This is a genomic window from Stutzerimonas nosocomialis, from assembly GCF_005876855.1.
Lineage (GTDB): Bacteria > Pseudomonadota > Gammaproteobacteria > Pseudomonadales > Pseudomonadaceae > Stutzerimonas > Stutzerimonas nosocomialis.
Genome location: NZ_QLAE01000002.1, coordinates 197,017 through 223,088 on the forward strand (window position 1 = coordinate 197,017; position 26,072 = coordinate 223,088).

A 26,072-nucleotide genomic window follows, 5' to 3' on the forward strand; every position below is an offset into this window, starting at 1 on the left:
CCTGCCCGGAAGGAGAAAACCCATGGGTCAGCGTACTCCCCTCTACGAACAGCACCTGGCTCTCGGTGCCAAGATGGTCGATTTCGGCGGCTGGGACATGCCGCTGCATTACGGCTCCCAGGTCGAAGAACACCACCAGGTGCGGCGCGAATGCGGCGTTTTCGACGTTTCCCACATGACGGTGGTCGACGTCGCCGGGCGCGATGCCAAGGCATATCTGCAGCGCCTGCTGGCCAATGACGTCGCCCGCCTCACCACCCTGGGCAAGGCGCTCTACAGCGGCATGCTCAACGAGCGGGGCGGCGTGGTCGACGACCTCATCGTCTACCTCGTCGAGGATGGCTACCGCGTGGTGGTCAACGCCAGCACCCGCGACAAGGACCTGGCCTGGATGCAGGCCCAGGCCGAAGGCTTCGAGGTCAGCGTGCAGGAGCGGCCGGACGTGGCCATGCTCGCCATCCAGGGGCCGCAGGCGCGCGCCAAGGTCGCCGAGCTGGTCAGCCAGCCGCGCGCGGCGCTGATCCACGAACTCAAGCCCTTCCAGGGACTCGCCGAGGGCGACTGGTTCATCGGGCGCACCGGCTACACCGGCGAAGACGGCCTGGAGATCATCCTGCCCGCTGCCGAGGCCTCGGACTTCTTCTGCGAGCTGGTCGGCGCGGGCATCGCCCCGATCGGGCTGGGCGCGCGCGACACGCTGCGCCTGGAGGCCGGGCTCAATCTCTATGGCCAGGACATGGACGAGAACGTCTCGCCGCTGGCGGCCAACATGGGCTGGACCATCGCCTGGGAGCCGAGCGAGCGTGACTTCGTCGGACGTGCGGCGCTGGAAAGCGAGCGCCGCCACGGCGAATCTCAGAAGCTGGTAGGCCTGGTGCTCGAAGAGCGCGGCGTGTTGCGCGCGCATCAGGTGGTTCGCGTCGGCGGCGTCGGCGATGGCGAGATCACCAGTGGCAGTTTTTCGCCTACCCTTGGCAAATCGATCGCCCTGGCGCGGGTTCCAGCCGCCACCGGGGAACGCGCGGAAGTGGAAATCCGCGGCAAGTGGTATCCCGTGCGCGTGGTGCAGCCGAACTTCGTGCGCCACGGCAAGGTTCTGATCTGAATCCGGCGACTGCAGCGCCAACAGCCCTCGAGGACATAACATGAGCGACATCCCCAGCGATCTGCGTTACGCCGCCAGCCACGAGTGGGCGCGCCTGGAAGCCGACGGCAGCGTGACCGTGGGCATTTCCGACCACGCCCAGGAAGCCCTGGGTGACGTGGTTTTCGTCGAACTGCCGGAAGTCGGCCAGCAGCTGACCGCTGGCCAGGAAGCCGGTGTGGTCGAGTCGGTCAAGGCCGCATCCGACATCTATGCGCCCGTTTCGGGCGAGGTGCTGGAGGTCAACAGCGCGCTGGCCGACTCGCCCGAGCAGGTCAACGGCGACCCCTACGGCAGCTGGTTCTTCCGCCTGCAGCCGAGCGACAAGGGCGAACTCGACAAACTGCTCGACGCCGACGGCTACAAGGCCTCCTGCGACAGCGACGCCTGATCCGCGTTCTGCCAAAGCCCCGCGATGCGGGGCTTTCTCATATAAGCCCGCCGCTGGCAGCCCATGCCGGTGGTCAGATGCCGGCACTGCCCCGCGATTCGCGCGACGACACGCGTCGGCCCGTTACTCCGAGAGAAACCGTCATGTCCCAGACTCCCAGTCTTTCCCAGCTTCATCAGCCCGATGCGTTTCTGCGCCGCCACCTGGGCCCGGATGCCGCCGAGCAGCAGGCGATGCTCGAGGCGCTCGGCCTGGAGCGGCGCGAACAGCTGATCGACCAGACGGTGCCGCCGAGCATCCGTCTGCAGGGTCCGCTGCAGTTGCCGGTCGCCCTCGACGAGCAGCAGGCGCTGGCGCGGCTGCGCGGGCATGCCGAGCAGAACCAGCTGTGGACCAGCCTGATCGGCATGGGCTACCACGGCACCATCACCCCGCCGGTGATCCTGCGCAACGTGCTGGAAAACCCGGGCTGGTACACCGCCTACACGCCCTATCAGCCGGAAATCGCCCAGGGCCGACTCGAGGCGCTGCTCAATTTCCAGCAGATGACCATCGACCTGACCGGTCTGGACCTGGCCAACGCCTCGCTGCTCGATGAGGCCACCGCGGCCGCCGAGGCCATGGCGCTGGCCAAGCGCATGGCCAAGAACAAGAGCAACCGCTTCTTCGTCGACGAGAACTGCCACCCGCAGACGCTCTCGGTGGTGCAGACCCGCGCCGAGGCGTTCGGCTTCGAGCTGGTGGTCGGTGCGCCCGGGAGCCTCGGCCAGGAGCCGGTATTCGGCGCGCTGCTGCAGTATCCCGACACCCATGGCGAGATCCAGGACCTGCGTCCGCTGATCGAGGCGCTGCACAGCCAGCAGGCCATCGCCTGCGTCGCCGCCGACCTGCTCAGCCTGGTGCTGCTCACCCCGCCGGGTGAGCTGGGTGCCGACGTGGTGCTCGGTTCGACCCAGCGCTTCGGCGTGCCGATGGGCTACGGCGGCCCGCACGCGGCCTACTTCGCCACCCGCGACGAATACAAGCGCGCCATGCCCGGGCGCATCATCGGCGTGTCCAAGGACGCGCGCGGCAACACCGCGCTGCGCATGGCGCTGCAGACCCGCGAGCAGCACATCCGCCGCGAGAAGGCCAACTCCAACATCTGCACCGCCCAGGTGCTGCTGGCCAACATCGCCGGTTTCTACGCCGTCTACCACGGCCCCGAAGGCCTCAAGCGCATCGCCCAGCGCGTGCACCGGCTGACCGCCATCCTGGCGATGGCGCTGGAGCAGCGTGGCATCAAGCGGGTCAACCAGCATTTCTTCGACACCCTGACGCTGGACGTCGGTGGCAGCCAGACCGCCATCGTCGAGAGCGCCCAGGCGGCGCGCATCAACCTGCGCATCCTCGGCCGCGGCAAGCTGGGCGTGAGCCTGGACGAGACCAGCACCGTGGAGACCCTCGAGCAGCTGCTGGCGATCTTCCTGGGCGCCGACCACGGCCTGGATGTCGCCACCCTCGATGCCGGCGACGTGCCGTCCGGGATTCCCGCCGAGCTGGTCCGCCAGTCGGCCTTCCTCGGCCACCCGGTGTTCAGCGCGCACCACAGCGAGACCGAGATGCTGCGCTACCTCAAGCAGCTGGAGAACAAGGACCTGGCGCTGAACCAGGCGATGATTCCGCTCGGCTCCTGCACCATGAAGCTCAACGCCACCAGCGAGATGATCCCGATCACCTGGCCGGAATTCGCCAACCTGCACCCCTTCGCCCCGCGCGAGCAGGCCCAGGGCTACCGGTTGATGATCGACGAGCTGGAAGCCTGGCTCTGCGCGATCACCGGTTTCGATGCGATCAGCATGCAGCCCAACTCCGGCGCCCAGGGCGAGTACGCGGGCCTGCTGGCGATCCGCAAGTACCACGAGAGCCGTGGCGAAGGGCAGCGCAACATCTGCCTGATTCCGTCCTCGGCCCACGGCACCAACCCGGCCTCGGCGCAGATGGCGAGCATGCGGGTGGTGATCGTCGAGTGCGACAAGGCCGGCAACGTCGACCTGGAGGACCTCAAGCGCAAGGCCGCCGAGGCCGGCGCCGAGCTGTCCTGCCTGATGGTCACCTACCCGTCGACCCACGGCGTCTACGAGGAAGGCATCCGCGAGATCTGCGAGGTGGTCCACGCCCAGGGCGGGCAGGTCTACATGGACGGCGCCAACCTCAACGCCCAGGTCGGCCTGGCGCGGCCGGCGGACATGGGTGCCGACGTCTCGCACATGAACCTGCACAAGACCTTCTGCATTCCCCACGGCGGCGGCGGCCCGGGCATGGGCCCGATCGGCGTCAAGGCGCACCTGGCGCCTTTCGTCGCCAACCACCCGGTGGTCGAGCTGGAAGGGCCGAACCCGCAGAACGGCGCGGTCAGCGCCGCGCCCTGGGGCAGCGCCAGCATCCTGCCAATCAGCTGGATGTACATCGCCATGATGGGGCCGCAGCTCAAGGACGCCACCGAGGTCGCCATCCTCAACGCCAACTACCTGGCCCATCGCCTGGGTGACGCCTTCCCGGTGCTCTACACCGGGCGCAACGGGCGCGTCGCCCACGAGTGCATCCTCGACCTGCGTCCGCTCAAGGCGCAGACCGGGGTCACCGAGGAAGACGTGGCCAAGCGCCTGATGGACTACGGCTTCCACGCGCCGACCATGTCCTTCCCGGTGCCCGGTACGCTGATGATCGAGCCGACCGAGAGCGAGTCGAAGGCCGAGCTGGACCGCTTCGTCGAGGCGATGCTGCAGATCCGCGCCGAGATCGACAAGGTCCAGTCCGGCCAGTGGCCGGCCGAGGACAACCCGCTGGCCCGCGCGCCCCATACCCTGGCCGACGTGCTCGGCGGCTGGGATCGCGCCTACGGCGTGGTCGAGGCGGTCACGCCGACGGCCCATACCCAGGCGCACAAGTACTGGCCGACGGTGAACCGGGTCGACAACGTCTACGGTGACCGCAACCTGTTCTGTGCCTGCGTGCCGGTGGACGACTACCGCGAGTAAGGCCCCGGACATGAAAAAGCCGCCCTCGGGCGGCTTTTTCATGCCTGCTCGAACGTCAGCGCGGGGCGTCTTCGCTCATCAGGATCGCAGTGGCCAGCTCCATGTCGCTGGCGGCCAGGTCCGGCTGCTCGGCGCGAACGCGCTGCAGCGCGGCTTCCAGGTAAGGCCCGCGGATTTCGCCGTTGCTGGCGACGAAGCTGCCGGCGTCTTCACGCGCGCCGAGCACCAGCTTGTTGTCGTGGGTGGTCGCGTAGGTCGAGCCGATGGTCGCACCCGTGGTGAACAGGTTGCGGAACCAGGAATCGGCCATGGCGCTGCCCAGCGGGGCGGCGGAGAGGGCTAGAACAGCGATCAGAGCTTTAGTGCGCATGGTGGACGCCTCCTTCTGTTGTTACAGGTAGGAGTCCGGCGACGCGGAGCGAGTTCCGCCCCGGCGGCGCCTGGCTCGGCTCAGCCTTCGATCATCTGGCGGATGCGTCCGGCGAGCGCGTCGATGTTGAACGGCTTGGCCAGCATGTCCATGCCCGGGCCGAGGAACTCGCCGCGCACTTCGGCATTGGGCGCATAACCGGTGATGAACAATACCTTGAGGTCCTTGCGGTGCTGGCGGGCGATTTCCGCCAGCTGGCGACCGTTCATGCCGGGCAGGCCGACGTCGGTGACCAGCAGGTCGATGCGCTGGTCGCCCTGCAGGTACGGCAGCGCCGAAGGCCCGTCCACCGCCTCGAGGGCCCGATAGCCGAGCTCCTTGAGCACCTCGATGACCAGCAGGCGCACCGCGGCCTCGTCCTCGACCACCAGCACCGTCTCGCCCAGCTGGGCGCGCGGAATGTCGCTGTTGGCGGTGCGCGGTTCGCCTTGGGCATCGACGGGCTCCTGGTTGCGCGGCAGATAGAGCGTGATGCGGGTGCCGACGCCGACCTGGCTGTCGATGCGCACGTGCCCGCCGGTCTGCTTGGCGAACCCATAGACCATCGACAGTCCGAGCCCGGTCCCCTGGCCGATCGGCTTGGTCGTGAAGAAGGGGTCGAAAGCCTTGGCGATGATCTCGGCCGGCATGCCCAGGCCGCTGTCGCTGACGCACAGCACCACGTAGTCGCCGGCTTCCGGCCCGTCGGGCTGATGGCTGGCGAGGCTGACGCAGCGGGTCTCGATGTTCAGTTCGCCGCCCTCGGGCATCGCATCGCGTGCGTTGATGACCAGGTTGAGCAGGGCGTTTTCCAACTGGGGGGCATCGGTATAGGCCAGCCAGGGTTCGGCGGTCAGGTGCGTCTGCAGGCGGATCCGTTCGCCCATGGTGCGTCGCAGCATGTCCTCCATCGAGCCGACCAGGGCGTCGACGTCCACCGGCTTGGGGTCGAGCGACTGGCGGCGGGCGAACGCCAGCAGGCGGTGGGTGAGGGCCGCGGCGCGGTTGGCCGAGGTCACGGCGGCGTCGATGTAGCGATCGAGTTCGCCCGTCCGCCCGGCGGTGACCCGCCGCTGGATCAGGTCCAGCGCGCCGAGCACGCCGGTCAGCATGTTGTTGAAGTCGTGGGCCAGGCCGCCGGTGAGCTGGCCGATGGCTTCCATCTTCTGTGCGTGGCGCAGGGCTTCCTCGGCGCGTTCGCGTTCGCTCATTTCCCGGTGCAGGCGGTGGTTGATCTCGGCCAGCTCCCGGGTACGCTCGGCGACCCGGCGCTCGAGGTTGTCGTTGAGCTCGCGCAGCGCCTCCTCGGCGGCGACCTGGGCGGTGATGTCGGTGTTGGTGCCCAGCCAGTGGGTGACCTGGCCCAGCTCGTTGCGGATCGGCAGGGCGCGCGACAGGAACCAGCGGTATTTGCCGTCCTTGCCGCGCAGCGGGAAGGTGTCTTCCCAGATCGAGCCGATGGCGAAGGCGCGCTTCATCGAGGCCGAGACGCGCTCCATGTGCTCGGGATGATGCACCGAGCGCCAGCCCAGCGCGCGCATGGCCTCGAACGTGGTGCCGGTGTAGTCGTACCAGCGCTTGTTGTACCAGTAGATCCGGCCGCTGGGGTCGGCGGTCCAGGCGAACTGGCTCATGTTGTCGGCGAGCGTGCGGAACTGCTCCTCGCTTTCGCGCAGGGCGCGCTCGGCGCGGATGCGCTCGTCCGCCGTCCAGGCACGGTCGGCCACGTCGCGGATGAAGGAGATGTCGTCGTCGGCCCAGTGGCGAGGCAGGGCGTCGAGGATGACCAGGGCGGCGCTGAGCCGGGCGTTTTCCAGCAGTGGCACGCACACCAGGCTGCGGATGTTCCGCCGTTCGTAGGCGTCGGCGCTGGTGGCGGTGCGCACGTCGTGCTGGATGTCGTCGATAGCCACCAGTTCGCCGGCGCGCAGGTCATAGGCCAGGTCGCCGAAGTCGGCGAAGCGGATCTGGGTGCGGGGGTCCTCGTCCTTTTCGTCGATCCAGCTGCGCTGCATCGTGGCGTATTCCCCGGTCGGGTCGATGCTGGCGAACGCGACCCGTGCGACCCCCAGGGTGCTGCTCAGGACTCTTTCCGCGGCGGTGGCGATGGTGGCGCTGTCGGGTTGCTCGCGCAGCAGGTCGCCCAGTTCGATGAGGGCCGCCTGGCGCCGTTCGGCCTGGCGCCGCTCCGCGATCTGCTCTTCCAGCAGGGTGTTGATGCGCAGCAATTCCTGGGCGGCATTGCGCTCTTCGGTGATGTCGCGGGCGGTGCCGATGATGCGCACCTCCCCGCTGGCATCGGTCACCCGGCGGCCACGGTTGGCCAGCCACAGGTAGCGGTTGGTCTGCGGGTCGAACACCCGGTAGTCGAGGTTCAGCTCGTTGTCGCCGTCGAGGGCGTTGTGCAGGGCTTCGAAGAAGCGGCTGCGATCATCCGGATGCAGGCGCGCGAGCAGCTCGTCCACGCGTAGCGAGGGGTGGTCCGGGGTCAGGCCCGCCATCGCCCTCAGCTGGGCATCCAGGTGCAGGGTGTTGCGTGTGTTGTTGTATTCCCAGACGCCGATCGAGGCGATCTCGTTGGCCAGGCTGACCCGCTGCTCGGCTTCGCGCAGCGCGGTATTGGCCTGGGCGCGTTCGTTGGCGGCGCGAATGCGGTCCACCACCTCGCGCACCAGGGTCAGGTCGTTCTGCGTCCAGTGGCGGGGACGCTCGCAGGCCAGCAGCAGGAAGGTCGGCTGCGGGCTCTGCTCGAACAGCGGCGTGTACATCAGGCTGCGGCAGCCCAGGCGTTGCGGGACGGCGAGGGCGGCCTCGTCGTAATGGCCGTCCTCCAGGTCGTCGATGACGACCGGCTCGCCCTGCTGCAGGCGCGACGCGATCAGGGTGGCGCTGTGGCCGATGCCGTGCTGGCCCAGGCTGCTGCCCCGGCCGGGTGGCGTCCATTCGTAATGGATGGTGAGCGAGTCGGGCGAGCTGACGTGGCCGTAGGCAAGGCGGTCGCAACCCATCAGCTTGCCGAGCCGCTCGCCGAGCAGGGCGGGGACGTCGACCCGCTCGCGGGTGTCCTGCAAGCGGTCGCTGAGTTCCAGCAGGTAGCTCTGCAGCGCCTCGCCGCGGGCGCGTTCGCTGATGTCGGTGAAGGTGCAGATCGCGCCTTGCAGCTCGCCCTCGCGCCAGATCGGCTCGACGCGGTATTCGACCGAGAGGCTGCTGCCGTCCTGGCGGAAGAACAGCTCGTGGTTGATGTGCGCCGGCTCGCCGGTGCGGGCGGTGCGCTGGATCGGACAGTCGCGCTCGTCGACCGGCGAGCCGTCGGCGTTGTGCCGGTGAATGACCTGCTGCATCGGCTTGCCGAGCGCCTGCTCCTTGCCGCTCATGCCGAGCAGCTTGACGAAGGCCTCGTTGCACAGGGTGATCGCCCCGTTGCGATCGATGGAAAAGAACCCCTCGCTGGCCGAGTCGACCAGCAGGCGGGTGAAGGCTTCGCTTTCCAGACGCTCGGTATCGGCGCGACGGCGTGCGTCGATGTCGTGGGCCACGCACATCCAGCGGGTGACCGCGCCCCCGGCGTCGAGCTCAGGCACACCGCGCTCCTGAAACCAGCGCACGCTGCCGTCGGCGCCGGTCAGGGGCAGCTCCAGGGTGTAGGGCTGCCTGGCGTCGATGACCGCGCGCCAGTCGTGTTCGACCCGCGCGCGCTCCTCGGCGCAGACCGCCTGCAGCCAGCCGTCGCCGAGCGAGGCCTCGGGGCCCAGGCCGGTGTAGTCGCACCAGTAGGCGTTGGCGAAGGTGACCCGGCCCCGGGCGTCGGCCAGACGCAGGGCCTGGGGGCTCAGGTCGATCAGCGCGCGGTAGCGTTCCTCGGCCTCGACCCGCGCCATCTGTTCGCGGCGCAGGTCGGTGCGGTCGCGCAGGATCTTGATGAAGCCGGTCATCTGTCCGGCTTCGTCGCGCAGCGGCATCATCTCGCCGCTGCCCCAGAGCCGGCTGCCGTCCTTGCGCAGGTGCCAGCGCTCGTCAGTGGCGCAGCCGCAGTCGCGAGCCCCGCGCATTTCCCGCTCGCGCTCGTGGGTGGCGCGATCCTCCTCGGTGTAGATGCGCTCGGCCGACTGGCCGAGCATTTCCTCGGCGCTCCAGCCGAGCACCCGCGTGGCGCCCTCGCTCCAGCTGGTGATGCAGCCGTCGAGGTCGGTGGAGAAGATCGCGTAATCCACCGCGCTGTCGATGATCAGCTGGTCACGGCGGCGGCTTTCACCGAGCCGGCGCATTTCCAGCAGCGCCATGACCTGGCGCGCCAGCGCGCGAAGGCGCTCGGCCTGGCGTTCGCTCAGCGGGTGCGTGCCCTCGTCGAGTACGCAGAGCATGCCGAGCGGGGTGCCTTCGGTCGAGCGCAGGGTCGCCCCGGCATAGAAATGCACGCCGGAGGCATCGGCGACGGCGGGGTGCTGGGAAAAGCGGGGATCCTGGCGCAGATCCGGGATGACCGTCAGGTCGGCTTGCAGGAGGGTTTGGGCGCAGATCGATTCGGCGAGGGCGAGCGTCTGTCGATCGAGTTCGACGGCGGCCTTGGTCCACTGCCCCTCGTCGCAGAAGACGATCGCGGCGCTCCTGGCCCCGCAGAGTTCTGCGGCCAGAGCCGCCAGGTCGTCGAAAGCGGGCTCCGCTGGCGAGCCGATGATGCGATAGCTGGCCAGCTCCGCCAGGCGCAAAGTGTCGGGCCTGGAGGCGGGGGGAAGAATGCTCGGGTGTACGTTCACGATATCTGCTCGGCTTTCCATGGCTCGCCCGGCACCTGGCGCTACGCGCCAAGGCTCCCGAACATGTCGCGACGCAAGTGTGCATGCGCCACATCAGGCGTTCCACCGCCTTCGGTACAAGAATAGCGATCGTTATCGTTTCTGGCGCTGGTGGCAGTTGGACAGCTTTGCGCAGGGCGGGGTCCGCCTGCCGGTGGTCGTGGGCAGGGGAGGGGCGGCAGGAGCGAAAATCGGGGAATGTTCATGTTCTTGCCTGCAAACGGGTCGACATTCAGTCGACCCGCGCTCCAGCGGGCCGTTCAGCTGATCGATTCGATTGATGCTCGCGGGTAGCCGCGGCGCGCCCGAGGATTCGCCGTGCAAGCGAAACAGGGCCTCTAGCGCGCGGCTTGCAGACGGGGCCCGCGGCGCCCGTCGCGCGGACCGCCCGGGGGCAGGCGACGCACGGTCGTGCGCCACGGCGCGGCGGACCGTGCGCGAGTGCCTCAGGCCATGCCCGGGCCGTCGTCCTCGGGGCTGCTGGCGGGCGTCAACTCGAAATGGTCGGCGCTGTCGAGCATGCTCGCGGCGACCCGGTCGATGGTGCTGAGCGCCGGGGCCAGCAAGGGGCTGACGCTCCCGTCGCGGGCGTGGTGCGGCAGCCTGGCGATCGCCTCCAGCACGTCCTCGCCCGGCACGGTTTCCTCGTCCAGCAGGCGCTGGGCGATCTCGTCGAGCGCGGGCCTGAGGCGTTGCAGCAGTGCCAGGCATTCGCGTTCGAGCTGGCGCAGCAGGTCGTCCGCGGCGCGGATCGAGTCGGCCGAGTCGAACTCGATGTGGGCTTCGCGTACCGCCTGCAGGCTCAGCAGGGAGCCGGTCGGCCCCATGCCCAGCGCGCCCACCATGGACAGCGCGATGCGCGACGCTTCCTGCAGGTCCTGTCCGGCGCCGGAAGACACCTCGTGGAAATACAGCTGTTCGGCGCCACGGCCGGCCAGCAGCATCTGGATGCGGGCGCGCAGTTCGGACTCCATGTGCAGGCGCTTGTCCTCGACCGGCGTCACCAGGGTGACCCCGAGTGCCTGCCCGCGCGGCAGGATGGTGACCTTTTCCACGCGGCCTACCTTGAGCTCGGCGGCGACCAGGGCATGGCCGGCTTCGTGAACGGCGATGCGCTTGCGGTCGCTCGGCGACATTGGCGTGACGCCCGAGGGCTGCTCGCCGATGCGGCAGGTCTCGATGGCATCGACGAAATGCGCCATCTCGACCTGGCTGGCACCCGCACGGGCGGCCAGCAGGGCGGCATGGTTGGCGATGTAGGCGATGGCCGCGGGAGTCAGGCCGACGGTGTTGCGCGCCAGCTGGGGGAAATCCAGCTCGCCGCCGACGCGGATCTTGCCGGCGTAGAGGCGGAACAGCGCTTCGCGGTCGTCCAGGCTCGGCAGGCCGACGGCGATCGAACGGTCGAAACGGCCTTCGCGCACCAGCGCCGGGTCCAGGGAATTGGGGAAGTTGGTGGCGCCGAGCACCAGCACGCCGCTGGCCGCGTCGAAGCCGTCCATCTCGGCGAGGAACTGGTTGATGATGCGGTTGCTTTCTGCGTCGCTCGAGCGGGTCTGCTCGGAGCGTTTGCCGATGCCGTCGATCTCGTCGATGAAGATGATGCACGGCGCCTGCTTGCGGGCGGCGCGGAACAGCGACTTGACCTTCTGGATGCCGACGCCGAAGTACATCGAGGAGAAGTCGCTGCCGGTGACCTGGATGAAGGCCGCGTCGGACTCGGTCGCCAGCGCCTTGGCCAGCTGGGTCTTGCCGGTGCCGGGCTCGCCGGTCAGCAGCACGCCCTTGGGCGGCCGGGCGCCGAGGGCTGCATAGGCCTGCGGGTCGCGCAGGTAGGCGGTGACGTCATGCAGCGCCTGCTTGGCCTCGGCCGCACCGATCACATCGGCGAAGCGAATCCCGGTGCCCTTGCGGCTGACCCGGTAGGGCTTGAGCTTGAGCGCGCCGGCGACGATCGCCACCACCAGCAGCAGGGCCACCGGCCACCAGGGCAGGACGCGCTTGTACCAGGGCGACTCGCCGTCGGTTTCGAACAGGGTCACCGGGAACAGCTGGCCTTCGGTGCTGCGGTACTGGTCCAGCAGCAGATCGGCGACGCGCCCGGACTGATCCGGCACCCAGTAGCGGCTGCCCGAGGTGGTGGTGATGTACAGCGCATCCTTGCCCACGGCCGCGGTGGCGATGGCCTGGTTGCGCAGGTCGCCCATCAGCGTGGAGAGGTCTTCGCGATTGGCCTGCCAGGGCGCGGTGGATTCCTGGAGCTGGGCCAGCATCGCGGCGGCCGTGCCGGCCTGTGGCGGGTTGGCCGGTGGCGCTGGGTAGAACTGCCAGAGGGCCGCTGCGGTGGCGAGCAGGACGACCAGAGCATAGGCGCCCAGCGCGCGGCGGCCTTGCAGTAAGCGAGGTTTTTTCATTTCACATCCAGGCGGGGCAAACCCGACGCAACTACGGACAACCGTCCCGGCAGGGAGACGGACGAGGGTGTTCTTGCGGGCATTTGCCCGCTGCGCCCGAGGCGCATGCACGGTCTGGGCACTGCCGGTTTATCGGCGGGGATCCCTGTGCGAGGAGACCGTCGGTCGGGTGGGGAATCCGACCAGGCCCGCAGAATACGGTAAGCGTCGCCGCCTGGCGGATGAAGCGACGAATGGAAGGGCATTTTGCGACGGGTGACAGGTCGTGGCGGCCCGCCGTTGCGACGGCCACCCGGAGGCTGATGTTCCCGCGCCGCCCGCGGACCTGCTGCTCGTTCAGCGCAGCGTCCAGGCCATCGAAGCGGTGGCGCACGAAATGGCTGACGCCCGCCACCCCGGCGCCGGGGTGCGGGCTGGGGTCAGGCGGGCTCGCGCAGGTAGGCCTGGACGTCGACCTGATCGAGTTGCTCGGGCTTGAGCCGCCGCTCGCCGTACTGCAGGTGCAGGCCGGACGTGAGGAAGAGCGCGAATAGGTCGGCGTCGATATGGCCGCGGTCACGCAGGCTGGCGAGGATGTCGATGGATTCGCTGAGGGTCTTGGCCTTCTTGTAGGGGCGGTCGGAGGCGGTGAGGGCCTCGAAGATGTCGGCGATGGCCATGATGCGCGCCGGGATCGACAGGCTGTCCTTGTCGAGCTGGCGCGGATAGCCGGTGCCCAGCAGCGTTTCGTGATGGGTGCCGGCGTATTCCGGTACGCGCCGCAGGTTCTTCGGGAACGGCATGCTCTCGAGCATCACGATGGTCTGGTTGATGTGGTCGTTGACCTTGTAGCGCTCTTCGGCGGTCAGGGTGCCGCGGCTGATGCTGAGGTTGTAGATCTCCCCGTAGTTGAAGCGGTATTCGGGGACCGTGACCTTGAAACCGTACTTGGGGTCCAGCGCGCGGTCCTCGCCACGGGGGATCAGGTGTTCGGCCTTGTCGGCCAGCAGCTGTTCGACGGCCGGCAGAGGCGCGGCGGGAATGGTTTCGAGGCGGGTGCTCTCCTCGTGGGACAGCCCCAGGCGGTCGTCGAAATGCCGCACCCAGGTCTGCGCGGCGATGCGTTTGAGGCGCTCGATGCGCTCCGGCGCCATCAGCTCGCCGCCGATGTTGCAGGTGGCGACGAAGGCGAAGTCGTCCTGCAGGCTGGCCAGCCGCTCGCGGTAGGTCGTCTCGACTTCCTCGGCCGGCACGCCGTTGGCCAGCGCCTGGAGGCGGGCGATGGTCGCGTCGCGCAGCAGCACCTCGAAGCGCATCCGTACCTCGTGGATGCGGTTGTAGACGATCTCGAGCTTGGTCGCCTTGTCGACGATGTGCTCGGGCGTGGTGATCTTGCCGCAGTCGTGCAGCCAGGCGCCGATGCGGAACTCGCGCCATTCGTCCTCGCTGCGGAACGCGAACGAGGCCAGCGGCCCCTCGGTGACGGCGCAGGCCTGCTCGGCGAGCATCAGCGCCAGCTCCGGCACTCGCGCGCAGTGGCCGCCGGTGTAGGCGCTCTTGGCGTCGATGGCGCCGGCGAGCATTTCGATCATCGCGTCGATCAGCGCCTTCTGCGAGTCGATGAGGTTGTGGTTGTCCAGCGCCACCGCGGCCTGGGAGGCGAGCGCCTCGATGAAGTTGAGGCTCTGCCGGGAAAAGCCGATCACCTCGCCGGTCTGCGGGTCGAGGGCGTTCATGAACTGCAGCACGCCGAGCACTTCGCCGCTGTGCGCGGTCAGCGGAACGCACAGCATCGACACGGTCCGGTAGCCGGACTCGCTATCGAAGCGGCGCGTGCCGGAGAGGTCGAAGCGGGTCTGCGCGTAGACGTCGTCGATGGCGACCGTTTCGTTGCGCAGGGCCACGTAGGTCGAGACGTGCCGCTCGTTGGGCTCGCCGGTCTGCGGGTCGTGCAGCGGGATTTCGAAGTCCGGCAGCGGATCGGCCTTCGAGCGCAGGGTGAAGCGCAGGCTGTCGTGGTCGGTCATCAGGTAGAGGGTGGCGGCGTCGGCATGGCAGATGCGCTTGCCTTCCATCAGGATGTGGCGCAGCAGCCGGTGCTTGTCGCGTTCGGAGGACAGCAGCAGGCCGTTCTCCACCAGGCTGGCCAGCTTGCGCTGGGCTTCGCCGAGGGTCTGGGTCTGGGTCTTGAGCGAGCGCTTCATCTCGCGATGCTGGTGATGCAGGTCTTCGAGCTCGCGAAACAGCGCCCGCGGCCTGTGCGTGGCGCTGAAATCGAGGCTGCGGATGCGCTGGGCGTCCTCGGTCAGGGCCGCGATCGAGCGGCGGATACTCTCGAAGCCGGCGATCGCCAGCGGCAGGGTCAGCAGCATCAGCACCAGGCCCCCCAGCAGCACGGTGCGGGTTTCGAGCACCCCGAAGCCGATCAGGACGATCATCAGGGTCGGTTGCAGGATGTAGAACAGACAAAGCGCGAGCGACCAGGCATCGTATCGGAGCAAGGGGTGTTTTGATGTCATACTGCATCCTGCATCAGCATTCCTGGACCGACTCTTCACGCGAGGCCTCAAGGACTTGGGTTTAAGGCCGCGAAGTGGTTTGATGGCCAATCGCCTTTATGGACGGAGATTACTATGTTTCGGTTCAAAAATATTTTGCTCAGCGCGTTCGTGACCCTTCTGGCGACCACCGGTCATGCCAGTGCCGACGAGCCGGGGGAGCCCATCGGCTACGTCATGAAGGTCGAGGGGGAAGCCATCGTGGTGACGCGCGGCCAGGCCCTGCCGGCCAGTGTAGGGCAAGCCGTCATGCTTGGGGCGGAACTGCGCACCGGCGGCGACGGCGCCCTGGGCGTCACCCTGACCGACAATACGGTGATGTCCTTCGGGCCCAACACGTCGCTGACGGTCGACGAATACCTGTTCACCCCCGCCCAGGAGCAGCTGCGCCTGAGCGCCCGCATCAGCCGTGGGACGATGAACTTCATCTCCGGGGTCATCGCCAAGCTCAAGCCCGAGGCGGTGGAAATCAACACGCCCACCGGCACCATCGGCGTGCGCGGTACCCATTTCCTGGTGAAAGTAGATAACTGATCGATGAGAGTTCTGTTGTACCCGCTCGTGCTGATGACGCTCGCCCTCGGCGGCTGTGCGTCGAAATCCTACGTGGTGCTGCTGGAAAGCCCGGATGGCACCACCGGCGCCATCGAGGTCAGCGATGCGATGGGCACCACGCGGGTCGAGCGCAAGCAGCAGGGCGTGACGCTCGGTGGCCTGCGGCGGGGCCAGTTCAGCGTGCCCCAGGCGCGCCTGGACCGTGACTTCTCCGCTGCCCTGGCAGCACAGCCGGCGCTGCCGGAAACCTTCCTGATCTATTTCCAGACCGGTGGCCCGAACCTCACGCCCGAATCGGAAGCCGAGATTCCCCGTGTGCTCGAAACCATTCGCGCCCGGGGGCCGTCGGCCGTCTCGGTGACCGGCCATACCGACACGGTCAGCGGCACGCGCTGGAACGAGCAGCTCGGGCTGATGCGTGCCCAGGCCATCGCCGACCTGCTCAAGGCGCGCGGGCTGGAGGTGATCGAGCTGAAGGTGCAGTCCCACGGCGAGCGCAACCTGCTGGTGAAGACCCCGGACGACACGCCGGAGCCGCGCAACCGCCGCGTCGAGATCATCGTCCGCTAGGGCCGCTCACTTTCGCTCCATGGCGATGCGGATGCCCTGCTCGCCACGGCGCAACCTCCCCAGCTGGAAGGCGACCAGCCCATCCTCGGGCCGTGCCATGGCCAGCTGTTCGAAGGCCTCCCGGGCCTGCGCCGGACAGTTGGCCAGCAGCGCATAGGCCTTCTCGTACGGCTCATCGGCCGCTTCCAGCGGCTCGTACAGGCTGACCGGTTCGTTCTTGCCCATGAGCACCACGTCGCCGACGGGCCGCATCGGTTGCTGGGCGTTGGCCTGGCGAATCGGCTCGGAGACGCACAACGAGGTGCCGAGGTGGCGGTTGAGGCTTTCCAGGCGCGCCGCCACGTTCACCGCGTCGCCCAGCGCCCGGTAGTCGAAGAGTGTCGAGCCGCCGAAGTTGCCCACCACCACCTCGCCGCTGTGGACGCCGATGCGGGTCACGCCTAGGGCGATGCCGGCGGCCTGCTGGCGTCGGGCGTGCTCGCCGGCGAAGCGGCGGATCTCCAGCGCGCAGGCCAGTGCCCGGGACGCGTGATCCGGCTGGACGACGGGCGCGGAGAACAGGATCGCCACCGCGTCGCCGACGATGCGATCGAGGGTGCCTTCATGGCGGAAGGCAATCTGGATGATGCCGTCCAGGTACTCGTTGAGCAGACTGACCACCCGTTCGGGCGGCTGGCTTTCCATCAGGCGGGTGAACCCGGTGAGGTCGGTGAACACGAAGCTGCAGGTCTGCCGGCGGCCGCCCAGCTGCAGCTGCGCCGGGTGGCGCACCAGGTGCTCGACGAGGTTGGGCGACACGTAATGCGAGAAGGCATCGCGGATCCAGCGTTGCTGGCGCTCGCTGTGGCGGTGGCGGGCCAGGCTCGCGCCGAAATAGCAGAGCAGCAGGCCCACCGAGGGCGTCAGCGCGTCGAGCAGCAACCCTTGCGCGGAGAACGCCCACCAGGCGCCGAGGTTGAACGCGGCGATCAGCCCGATGGCGAGCAGCGCGCCGGAGAGCGCGCCGGTGTGCATCACCACCGCGCACAGCAGGATTGCGCCGAGCAGCAGGCCGAGGGCTTCGAAGGCGGCGCTCCAGACCGGCCGCTGCAGACGCGCGCCGCTCAGTACCTGCTCGAGCGCCTGGGCATGCACCTGCACGCCCGGGATGATGCCGCCCAGCGGGCTGAAGCGAAGGTCCTGCAGGCCCTGGGCCGAGCTGCCGACGAGCACCAGGCTGTCTTTCAGCGTGCTGGCATCGACTCGGCCGTCCAGCACCTGCCAGGCCGGCAGCGCCTGGTCGGCGGGCAGGGGGCGATAGTGCACCCAGAGCTCGCCACGGCGGTTGGTCGCGATCGGCTGCGGGCCGATGTCGATGCGCTCGATGCCGAGCGGCTGCAGGGCGACGCGATAGACCTGCTGGCCGAGGAACACCCGTAGCGCCTCGGCCGACAGCGAGGGCAACAGTTCCTCGCCGGCGCGGATCAGCAGCGGCACGCGGCGCACCACGCCATCGGCGTCGGGAACGAAGGTCATCGCGCCGTTGCCGGCGGCAACCTCCTGCAGCTCGGGCAATGCGCCGACGCTGCCGCCGAAGCCGGGTACCTGGGCGAGGACGGCCTGCGGATCGTCGCTGCGCACGGCGAAGCGCTTGCGCGGCGAGTCTGCGCCGGCCGCGGCGGTCGCGGCGAACCCCAGTACGGTCGGTTGCCGGGCCAGGGCGACGGCTAGCTGCTGGTCGTGGTCGGCCAGCTGCGCCAGTTGCCGCGACAGCGCCTCGGGAATGCCGGGTTGCGTGGCGACGCGGGCAGGGGAGGTGCGGTCCGGCTCGGCGAACAGCACGTCGAATACCACGACCGCGGCGCCGGCCTCGCGCAGCCGGTCGAGCAGCTCGGCCATGCGCGTGCGCGGCCAGGGCCACTGGCCGAGCCGTGCAAGGCTGGCTTCATCAATGTCGACGATCTGGATGGCGGGCGTTCCGGCCGGCGCGGCGCGGGGCTGCCAGCGCTGGTACTGGTCGAACAGGCCGTTGCGCAGCGTCTGCACCACGGCCGGCTCGTACAGGTAGACCAGGCAGGCCGCCAGCAGCCCGCCGAAGGCAGCCAGCCTGCCGAGCGATATGGAACCTGAAAACGCCACGGTCGTTGCGCTCCCTGCACCCCGGACCGTGCCGGTGGATGGCCGCGAAGGGGCCGGCGTGCCGGCCCGGATGGGTGTTAGCCGAGCACCATGATGCCGTCCATTTCCACCTGGGCGCCCTTGGGCAGCGCTGCCACGCCGATGGCCGCCCGCGCGGGGTAGGGCTGCTCGAAGTAGCGGCTCATGATCTCGTTCACGGTGGCGAAGTGGGAGAGGTCGGTGAGGAAGATGTTCAGCTTGGCGATGTCCTTGAGCGAGCCGCCGGCGGCTTCTGCCACGGCCTTGAGGTTCTCGAAGACCTGTACGACCTGGGCGTCGAAGCCCTCGACCAGCTGCATGCTGGCCGGGTCCAGGGGGATCTGGCCCGACAGGTAGACCGTATCGCCGGTCTTGATCGCCTGGGAATAGGTGCCGATGGCGGCAGGGGCTTTGTCGGTATTGATGACGGTACGGGGCATGGGAAGTCCTCTTTCGAGCGCTTGAAGCGGGAAGCCTGAAGCGGGGAGTAAAAGCGGGATGCTAGACAAGCCGAGCAGATGTGACCACCTTTTCCAGCTTCCAGCTTCCAGCTTCCAGCTCGCTTAGGCGCGCACCCGTGTGATGCGCATGACGCCGCCGATGGTGCGCAGTTTGCGGATGACCCGCGCCAGGTGCACCCGATCGTGGACGCTGACCACCAGCTGGACGACGCTGATGCGGCCGTCGCGCTCGTCCATGCCGATCTTCTCGATGTTGCCATCGGCCGCGTTGACGCTGCTGGCCAGCAGGGCGATGAGGCCGCGCTGGTGCTCGAGCTCGACGCGCAGTTCGACGTTGAACTCGCCGGTGACGTCCTTGGACCAGGAAAGCTGGATGCACTTGTCCGGGTTGTGGCGGATTTCGGCGATGTTCCGGCAGGTCTCCAGGTGCACCACCATGCCCTTGCCCGCCGACAAGTGGCCGACGATCGGGTCGCCGGGGATGGGCGTGCAGCACTTGGCGTAGTTGAGCACCAAGCCTTCGGTGCCGCGGATCGCCAGCGGCCCCTCGACGCTCGGCGCCTGTTCGCCCTCGCTGGCCACCAGCCGGCGTGCGATGACATAGGCCATGCGGTTGCCCAGGCCGATGTCTTCGAGCAGGTCCTCGAGCACTTCCATGCGGTATTCGGCCACCACCTGGCGAATCCGCTCCATCGGGATCTTCTCGAGGCTGGTATCGAAGCCGTTGAGGGCCTTGTTGAGCAGCCGCTCGCCGAGGTTGATCGATTCCGAGCGGCGTTGCAGCTTGAGCGCGTGGCGAATGTGGGTGCGTGCCTTGCCGGTCACGACGAAATTGAGCCAGGCGGGGTTGGGCCGGGCGCCGGGAGCGGTCACGATCTCCACCGTCGAGCCGCTTTCCAGCGCCTGCGACAACGGTGCGAGGCGGCGGTTGATGCGGCAGGCGATGCAAGTGTTGCCGACGTCGGTGTGCACCGCGTAGGCGAAGTCCACCGCGGTGGACCCCTTGGGCAGCTCCATGATGCTGCCCTTGGGCGTAAAGACGTAGACCTCGTCGGGGAAGAGGTCGATCTTCACGCTCTCGATGAATTCCAGCGAATTGCCGGCGCGCTGCTGCAGTTCGAGTACGCCGCGGACCCACTCGCGGGCGCGGGCATGGGTGCCCTTGGGCGCTTCATCGTCGCTGGACTTGTACAACCAGTGGGCGGCGATGCCGTTGTTGGCCATCTCTTCCATCTCGCGGGTGCGGATCTGGATCTCGATGGGCACGCCGTGCATGCCGAACAGGGTGGTGTGCAGCGACTGGTAGCCGTTGGCCTTGGGAATCGCGATGTAGTCCTTGAAGCGGCCGGGCAGCGGCTTGTAAAGACTGTGCACGGCGCCGAGGATGCGGTAACAGGTGTCGACCTTGTCGACCACGATACGGAAGGCGTAGACGTCCATGATCTCGTTGAACGCCTTACGTTTGCCGCGCATCTTCTGGTAGATGCTGAACAGGTGTTTCTCGCGCCCGATCACCTCGCCCTCGAGCCCTTCGCGCTCCAGGCAGTGGATCAGCGACTGCTCGATCTTGTTGACGATTTCCTTGCGGTTGCCTCGGGCGCGGCGCACCGCGGCGCGGATGCGCTCGGAACGCATCGGGTGCATCGCCTTGAAGCCCAGGTCTTCGAACTCGACGCGCATCGCGTGCATGCCGAGGCGGTTGGCGATGGGCGCGTAGATCTCCAGGGTTTCCTTTGCGATGCGCCGGCGCTTCTCGCCTGAGAGCACTTCGAGGGTGCGCATGTTGTGCAGGCGGTCGGCGAGCTTGACCAGGATCACGCGGATGTCGCGCGCCATGGCCATGGCCATCTTCTGGAAATTCTCGGCCTGCGCCTCGGCCTTGGTCTCGAAGTTCATCTGGGTCAGTTTGCTGACCCCGTCGACCAGTTCGGCCACGGTCTCGCCGAACTGCGCGGTGAGCGCTTCCTTGGCGATGCCGGTGTCTTCGATGACGTCGTGCAGCATGGCGGCCATCAGGCTCTGATGGTCCATGTGCATGTCGGCGAGAATGCCGGCTACCGCCAGCGGATGCGTGACGTAGGCTTCGCCGCTGCGGCGGCGCTGCCCGTCATGGGCCTGCTCGGCGTAGAAGTACGCGCGGCGGACCAGGTTGACCTGTTCTTCGTCCAGGTAGGTCGACAGGCGATCGGCAAGTGAATCTATGGCTGGCAAGGATGGCCTCCCTGCCGGCGAGATGCAGCGCGCGCGGCTCGACTTCGACCTGGCATGGAATCAGATGGCCTCGTTGGAATCATCCTCGAAGGGCGCGAACAGCGGCTCGTCGGTGACGATCTCGTCCTGGGCGATCACGTCGTAATCGACCAGGCCGGAAGCGATTTCGCGCAGGGCGACCACGGTCGGCTTGTCGTTTTCCCAGGCTACCTTCGGCTCCTTGCCGCCGGTTGCGAGCTGGCGCGCGCGCTTGGTGGCGAGCATGACGAGCTCGAAGCGGTTATCAACGTTGTCCAGGCAGTCTTCGACGGTAACGCGAGCCATGGTGTTCCTCGTGATCTTTGAGCGGTGGAGCGTGCCCGAATGGGCGAGCGGACGGATTAGTTTAAAAAATAACCAGCTGTTAGGGAAGCGGTAAATCGATCGCCGGCGGCGGCCAACTCAGGCCAGCAGCTGGCTGAGCAGGCTTCCGTAGCGCTGCTGCTGGGTGGCCTGGCGCAGCTGGTTGGCGCGGAAGATCGCCTGCAGGTCGGCCAGGGCGTGGGCGAAGTCGTCGTTGATCACCAGGTAGTCGTACTCGACGTAGTGACTCATCTCGCTGACCGCCTCGCGCATGCGCCGCTCGATGATCTCGTCGCTGTCCTGGCCGCGGTTGGTCAGGCGCTGGCGCAGGGCGTCCTGGGTGGGCGGCAGAATGAAGATCGAGCGGGCCTGGGGCATCAGCCGGCGGACCTGCTGGGCGCCTTGCCAGTCGATTTCCAGGATCAGGTCGTAGCCTTCCTCCAGGGTCTGCTCCAGCCAGCGCTGGGAGGTGCCGTAGAGGTTGCCGAAGACCTCGGCGTGTTCGAGGAATTCGTTGCGCTCAAGGCGCTCGAGGAAGTCCTCGCGGGTCACGAAGTGGTAGTTCACCCCGTCGACCTCGCCAGGGCGCATCGCCCGGGTGGTGTGCGACACCGACACACGGACCTGCGGCTGGGCGTCGACCAGCGCTTTGACGAGGCTGGTCTTGCCCGCGCCGGAGGGGGCTGAAACGATGTAGAGCGTGCCGGTGGCGGACATGATGGTTTCCTGAGGTATCCGGTGTGGAGTCATGCGCGGCGTGGTGCCGCCGTCATTCGATGTTCTGGACCTGCTCGCGCATCTGCTCGATCAGGACCTTGAGGTTGACCGCGGCCTGGGTGCTGCGCGGGTCGAACGCCTTGGAGCCCAGGGTGTTGGCCTCGCGGTTGAGCTCCTGCATCAGGAAGTCGAGCCGGCGACCGGCGGCACCCTCGCTCTTGAGCACACGGCGCACCTCGGTCACGTGGGTGTTCAGGCGGTCGAGCTCCTCGGCGACGTCACTCTTCTGCGCCAGCAGCACCATTTCCTGTTCCAGGCGCTGAGGGTCGAGTTCGGCCTGCATCTCGGCGAAGCGGTCGAGCACCTTCTGGCGCTGGGCGGCGAGCATCTGCGGCACCTGCTCGCGCAGGGTGGCCACCTCGGCGAGGATCGCCTCCAGGCGTTCGTCGATCAGGCGGGCCAGCTCGGCGCCTTCGCGCTGGCGGCCCTTCTTCAGCTCGTCGAGCGCGGCGTGGAACAACTGCAGCGCGCTCTGGTTGAGCGCCTGCGGATCGCTCGCGTCGCCCGCCATCACGCCTGGCCAGGCGAGGACCTCCAGCGGATTGAGCGGCGCCGGCTGGGCGATCAGGCGCGACAGCTGCTCGGCGGCGGCGATGACCTGCCTGGCCCTGTCCTCGTCGATCTGCAGCGAGCGGCTGCCCGATTCCTCGACGAAGCGCAGCGTGCATTCGACCTTGCCGCGCGACAGCCCCTTGCGCAGCGCCTCGCGCACCGGGCCTTCGAGTTCGCGGAAGGCGTCGGGCAGACGCAGGTGGGGTTCGAGGTAGCGGTGGTTGACCGAGCGGATTTCCCAGCTGAGGGTGCCCTGGGTGCCGGCCTGCTCGGTGCGGGCAAAGGCCGTCATGCTGTGGGTCATGGGAATACCTCTCGGTGCGGGCTGCGAAAAGGCGGTGGATTGTAAAGCAAAAGCCCCTCGCGGGGTGGGCGGCTCGGCGGCGGCGGTCGGCTGGTGCCATGCCGATCCCCGCAAGGCCGGTCGACGCTTCTATAATGGCCGCCGATCCTCCTATTGCTAAGCGAGAACTTCATGAAACGTCCCAGTGGCCGCACCGCCGATCAGCTGCGCCCGATTCGCATCACCCGCAACTACACCAAGCATGCCGAGGGTTCGGTGCTGGTCGAGTTCGGCGATACCAAGGTGATCTGCACCGCCAGTATCGAGTCCGGCGTGCCACGTTTCCTCAAGGGGCAGGGCCAGGGCTGGCTCACCGCCGAATACGGCATGCTGCCCCGGGCCACCGGCGACCGTAACCAGCGCGAGGCCAGCCGTGGCAAGCAGGGAGGACGGACACTGGAAATCCAGCGGCTGATCGGCCGTTCGCTGCGCGCCTCGCTGGACATGACCAAGCTGGGCGAAAACACCCTCTACATCGACTGCGACGTGATCCAGGCCGATGGCGGCACCCGTACCGCTTCGATCACCGGGGCAATGGTCGCGCTGGCCGACGCGCTGAAGGTGCTGAAGAAGCGCGGTGGGCTCAAGGGCGGCGATCCGCTCAAGCAGATGGTCGCCGCCGTGTCGGTCGGCATCTACCAGGGCGAGCCGGTGCTGGATCTGGACTACCTCGAGGATTCGGCGGCGGAGACCGATCTGAACGTGGTGATGACCGAAGGCGGTGGCTTCATCGAGGTGCAGGGCACGGCCGAGGGCGCCCCGTTCCAGCCCGAGGAGCTCAACGCCATGCTGGCGCTGGCCCAGGCGGGCACGCGCGAGCTGTTCACGCTGCAGCGCGCCGCGCTGAGCGACTGAAGGAGGCGCGGATGAACGATCAGGATCTGGTACCCCTGCCCAGCCGCGAGGCGAGGCAGTGGGCGATGTTCTGCCACTATTCGGCGTTCTTCTGGTTTCTGGTGCCGATGATCGGCAACGTGCTGGGGCCGCTGATCGTCTGGCAGCTGAAGAAGGACAGCGACCCGTTCGTCGACCAGCAGGGCAAGGAGGCGCTTAACTTCCAGATCACCTTCAGCGTGCTGATGATGATCTGCGGCCTGCTGGCCTGGGTTCTGATCGGTTTCCCGCTGATGGCGCTGATCAGCATCGTGACGCTGGTGCTGGTGGTGATCGCCGGAATCCGCGCCAACGAGGGCAAGCCCTATCGCTATCCGTTCTGCTGGCGGCTGGTCAAGTAGGGGATCGCATCCATCGGGCCTGTGGCCGGCCCGATGGTCGTCAGAGGCTCAGCGTCCAGTCGTAGTCGACGATCAGCGGGGCGTGCTGGGAGAAGCGCGGCTGGCGCGGCAGGCGCGCGCTGCGTACGAAGCGGCGCAGGCCCGAGGTGAGGACCTGGTAGTCGAAGCGCCAGCCGAGGTTGAGCATCTCGGCCTGCTCGGTGTCCGGCCACCAGCTGTACAGGTCGCCCTCGCGGGTGACTTCACGCAGGGCGTCGACGTAGCCCAGGTTGCCGAACACTTCATCCAGCCACGCGCGCTCCGGCGGCAGGAAGCCCGGGGTCTGCTGGCAGTCGCGCCAGTTCTTCAGGTCCAGCTTCTGGTGGGCAACATACAGCGAGCCGCAATACAGGTACTCGCGGCGCTTGCGGCGCTGCTTGTCCAGGTAATGGGTGAAGTCGTCCATGAACTTGAATTTCTGGTTCAGGTTCTCATCACCGTTCTGGCCCGAAGGCATCAGCAGGCTGGCGATGCTCACCTTGTCGAAGTCGGCCTGCAGATAACGCCCGTAGCGGTCGGCCATTTCGAAGCCGAGCCCGCTGATCACCGCTTTCGGTTGTAGCCGGGAATAGAGGGCTACACCGCCCTGTTCGGGAATCTCGGCGTCGCTGGCGTAGAGAAAGTAGCCGTCGAGCTGGTAGGCAGGGTCCTCGAGTTCCAGGACAGAGGCGCGGGTATCCTGCAGGCAAATGACGTCGGCATTCTGAGCCTGCAGCCAGCTGAGAAGTCCTCGCTGTGCTGCCGCTTGAATGCCATTCACGTTGACACTGATGATCCGCATAAATGGCCCCTAAAAACACGTCGGTGTATGATAACCGAGCTGTTTGCAATTAGCTAAATCCGTGGCTTCCGGGAATTTCTTTCATGCAGGCGTACCAGCGCGAATTCATCCGTTTTGCCATCGAGCGCGGCGTCCTGCGCTTCGGTGAGTTCACCCTGAAATCCGGACGCACCAGTCCTTATTTCTTCAACGCCGGCCTCTTCAACAGCGGTTCGGCGCTGGCGCAGTTGGGTCGTTTCTATGCCGAGGCACTGGTCGCCAGTGGCCTTGAGATCGACGTGCTGTTCGGGCCGGCCTACAAGGGCATTCCCCTGGCGGCCTCCACCGCCGTGGCGCTGGCCGAACACCACGGCCGGGACCTTCCCTGGTGCTTCAATCGCAAGGAGGCCAAGGATCACGGCGAGGGCGGCACCCTCGTCGGTGCGCCGCTGACCGGGCGGGTGATGATCGTCGATGACGTGATCACCGCGGGCACCGCCATCCGCGAGGTGATGCAGATCATCCAGGCCAACCAGGCGCAGCCGGCGGGCGTGCTGATTGCACTCAACCGCGAGGAGCGGGGTCAAGGCGCGCTGTCGGCGATCCAGGAAGTCGAGCGTGATTTCAATATGCCAGTAGTCAGTATTGTGTCCTTGTCGCAAGTTCTGGAATATCTGGCCTGCGATAATCAGCTGAAACAGCACTTGCCAGCGGTGGAGGCCTACCGCGCGCAATACGGAATCTGATCCCAGGAAGGTACAGCACCCATGTTCAAGCCGGCTGCCGTTGGCTCCTTCGTTATGCTTGGTCTGCTGCAGGCGCAGCTTGCTGGCGCCGCCGAACTCTATCGCTACGTCGATGACAAGGGTGTCGTGGTGCTCGACCGCCTAGGCGTGCCGCCGCAGCATATCGGCAAGGGCTACGAGGTGCTCAACGAGCAGGGCCGTGTGGTGCGGGTCGTTCCGCCGGCGCCCTCGCCCGAGGAAATGAAGCGCCTGCTGGAAGAGAAGGCGCGTGCCAGTTCCGACGCCCAACTGCTGCGCCTCTACACCAGCGTCGAGGACGTCGAGCGCGCCAAGGCGCGCAAGCTGGCGGAGCTGGAAAGCGTCATCGGCGTGACCCAGGGCAACCTGCAGTCGCTGCGCACCCAGCAGGCGAACCTGCAGAGCCAGGCGGCCGACCATGAGCGCGCGGGGCGCAAGGTGCCCGAGCATCTGCTGGCCCAGATCGAAAACCTGAAGAAGGAACAGGCCAGTCTGCAGCGCAACGTCGAGCGCTACAGGCAGGTCCGCGAGCAGGCCGACGCCAGTTTCACCGCCGATCGCGATCGCCTGCAGGAACTGCTGGGGCGCCTGCAGCGCTAAGCCGATCTCCGCTCCT

General features: G+C 67.5%; 20 protein-coding genes. 9 read left to right on the plus strand and 11 right to left on the minus strand.

Features of this window, described 5'->3' with window-relative positions:
* Positions 1 to 22 precede the first annotated feature (22 nt).
* The 3 genes from gcvT (at position 23) to gcvP (ending at position 4,555) form a co-directional block, all read left to right on the plus strand.
* Positions 23 to 1,105 (plus strand): glycine cleavage system aminomethyltransferase GcvT, encoded by a 1,083-nt coding sequence (gene gcvT, locus DN824_RS02015; RefSeq protein WP_138406720.1) that lies wholly within the window; start codon positions 23 to 25, stop codon positions 1,103 to 1,105.
* A gap of 40 nt (positions 1,106 to 1,145) precedes the next feature.
* Positions 1,146 to 1,535: a glycine cleavage system protein GcvH gene (gcvH, locus tag DN824_RS02020; RefSeq protein ID WP_138406721.1), complete on the plus strand. Its 390-nt coding sequence runs from the start codon at positions 1,146 to 1,148 to the stop codon at positions 1,533 to 1,535.
* Positions 1,536 to 1,678: 143 nt separating this feature from the next.
* The gene (gene gcvP / locus DN824_RS02025; RefSeq protein ID WP_138406722.1) at positions 1,679 to 4,555 is read left to right on the plus strand and encodes an aminomethyl-transferring glycine dehydrogenase; all 2,877 of its coding nucleotides are present in this window, start codon (positions 1,679 to 1,681) and stop codon (positions 4,553 to 4,555) included.
* A 55-nt stretch (positions 4,556 to 4,610) separates the two neighbouring features.
* On the opposite strand, the gene DN824_RS02030 is transcribed toward gcvP, so the two are convergent.
* From DN824_RS02030 to DN824_RS02045, 4 genes are all read right to left on the minus strand, one after another.
* Complete coding sequence (locus DN824_RS02030) at positions 4,611 to 4,925, minus strand: DUF2388 domain-containing protein (RefSeq protein WP_138406723.1); 315 nt, start codon at positions 4,923 to 4,925, stop codon at positions 4,611 to 4,613.
* Positions 4,926 to 5,005: 80 nt separating this feature from the next.
* Entirely contained in the window at positions 5,006 to 9,742 is a 4,737-nt protein-coding gene (locus tag DN824_RS02035; RefSeq protein WP_138406724.1) for a PAS domain S-box protein, read from the minus strand.
* Positions 9,743 to 10,206: 464 nt separating this feature from the next.
* On the minus strand, positions 10,207 to 12,174 hold the full coding sequence (locus DN824_RS02040) for an AAA family ATPase (protein ID WP_138406725.1): 1,968 nt from the start codon (positions 12,172 to 12,174) through the stop codon (positions 10,207 to 10,209).
* 419 nt (positions 12,175 to 12,593) lie between these two features.
* Positions 12,594 to 14,672 carry an HD family phosphohydrolase gene (locus DN824_RS02045; RefSeq protein ID WP_138406726.1) on the minus strand — a complete coding sequence of 693 codons (2,079 nt, stop codon included), beginning with the start codon at positions 14,670 to 14,672 and terminating at the stop codon, positions 12,594 to 12,596.
* A gap of 114 nt (positions 14,673 to 14,786) precedes the next feature.
* Here DN824_RS02045 and DN824_RS02050 point away from each other — a divergent pair, with 114 nt between their 5' ends.
* Together DN824_RS02050 and DN824_RS02055 are read left to right on the plus strand one after the other, a co-directional pair.
* The gene (locus DN824_RS02050) at positions 14,787 to 15,245 is read left to right on the plus strand and encodes a FecR family protein (protein WP_138406727.1); all 459 of its coding nucleotides are present in this window, start codon (positions 14,787 to 14,789) and stop codon (positions 15,243 to 15,245) included.
* 3 nt (positions 15,246 to 15,248) lie between these two features.
* Positions 15,249 to 15,836 (plus strand): OmpA family protein, encoded by a 588-nt coding sequence (locus DN824_RS02055; RefSeq protein WP_138406728.1) that lies wholly within the window; start codon positions 15,249 to 15,251, stop codon positions 15,834 to 15,836.
* A gap of 6 nt (positions 15,837 to 15,842) precedes the next feature.
* Here the strand turns inward: DN824_RS02055 and DN824_RS02060 are convergent, their stop codons facing one another.
* The 6 genes from DN824_RS02060 to DN824_RS02085 all read right to left on the minus strand — a co-directional run bounded on the left by DN824_RS02060 (position 15,843) and on the right by DN824_RS02085 (position 22,619).
* Entirely contained in the window at positions 15,843 to 17,954 is a 2,112-nt protein-coding gene (locus DN824_RS02060; protein WP_138406729.1) for a CHASE2 domain-containing protein, read from the minus strand.
* Positions 17,955 to 18,031: 77 nt separating this feature from the next.
* Entirely contained in the window at positions 18,032 to 18,412 is a 381-nt protein-coding gene (locus DN824_RS02065) for a RidA family protein (RefSeq protein WP_138406730.1), read from the minus strand.
* Positions 18,413 to 18,535: 123 nt separating this feature from the next.
* The gene (gene spoT, locus DN824_RS02070; RefSeq protein ID WP_138406731.1) at positions 18,536 to 20,644 is read right to left on the minus strand and encodes a bifunctional GTP diphosphokinase/guanosine-3',5'-bis pyrophosphate 3'-pyrophosphohydrolase; all 2,109 of its coding nucleotides are present in this window, start codon (positions 20,642 to 20,644) and stop codon (positions 18,536 to 18,538) included.
* Between the two features lie 60 nt (positions 20,645 to 20,704).
* The gene (gene rpoZ / locus DN824_RS02075) at positions 20,705 to 20,968 is read right to left on the minus strand and encodes a DNA-directed RNA polymerase subunit omega (protein WP_138406732.1); all 264 of its coding nucleotides are present in this window, start codon (positions 20,966 to 20,968) and stop codon (positions 20,705 to 20,707) included.
* Positions 20,969 to 21,085: 117 nt separating this feature from the next.
* Positions 21,086 to 21,703 carry a guanylate kinase gene (gmk, locus tag DN824_RS02080; protein WP_138406733.1) on the minus strand — a complete coding sequence of 206 codons (618 nt, stop codon included), beginning with the start codon at positions 21,701 to 21,703 and terminating at the stop codon, positions 21,086 to 21,088.
* Positions 21,704 to 21,755: 52 nt separating this feature from the next.
* Positions 21,756 to 22,619 carry a YicC/YloC family endoribonuclease gene (locus tag DN824_RS02085; protein WP_138406734.1) on the minus strand — a complete coding sequence of 288 codons (864 nt, stop codon included), beginning with the start codon at positions 22,617 to 22,619 and terminating at the stop codon, positions 21,756 to 21,758.
* A 171-nt stretch (positions 22,620 to 22,790) separates the two neighbouring features.
* Here DN824_RS02085 and rph point away from each other — a divergent pair, with 171 nt between their 5' ends.
* Both rph and DN824_RS02095 read left to right on the plus strand, forming a co-directional pair.
* The gene (gene rph / locus DN824_RS02090; RefSeq protein ID WP_138406735.1) at positions 22,791 to 23,513 is read left to right on the plus strand and encodes a ribonuclease PH; all 723 of its coding nucleotides are present in this window, start codon (positions 22,791 to 22,793) and stop codon (positions 23,511 to 23,513) included.
* Positions 23,514 to 23,524: 11 nt separating this feature from the next.
* The gene (locus tag DN824_RS02095) at positions 23,525 to 23,893 is read left to right on the plus strand and encodes a DUF4870 domain-containing protein (RefSeq protein ID WP_138406736.1); all 369 of its coding nucleotides are present in this window, start codon (positions 23,525 to 23,527) and stop codon (positions 23,891 to 23,893) included.
* A 40-nt stretch (positions 23,894 to 23,933) separates the two neighbouring features.
* Here the strand turns inward: DN824_RS02095 and DN824_RS02100 are convergent, their stop codons facing one another.
* Positions 23,934 to 24,713: an exodeoxyribonuclease III gene (locus tag DN824_RS02100; RefSeq protein WP_138406737.1), complete on the minus strand. Its 780-nt coding sequence runs from the start codon at positions 24,711 to 24,713 to the stop codon at positions 23,934 to 23,936.
* A gap of 83 nt (positions 24,714 to 24,796) precedes the next feature.
* Between DN824_RS02100 and pyrE the strand changes: the two genes are divergently transcribed.
* A complete protein-coding gene (pyrE, locus tag DN824_RS02105; protein ID WP_138406738.1) occupies positions 24,797 to 25,438 on the plus strand; it encodes an orotate phosphoribosyltransferase in 642 nt (213 codons plus the stop codon).
* A gap of 21 nt (positions 25,439 to 25,459) precedes the next feature.
* Positions 25,460 to 26,056, plus strand: a complete 597-nt coding sequence (locus DN824_RS02110; RefSeq protein ID WP_138406739.1) for a DUF4124 domain-containing protein — start codon at positions 25,460 to 25,462, stop codon at positions 26,054 to 26,056.
* The last annotated feature ends 16 nt before the right edge of the window (positions 26,057 to 26,072 follow it).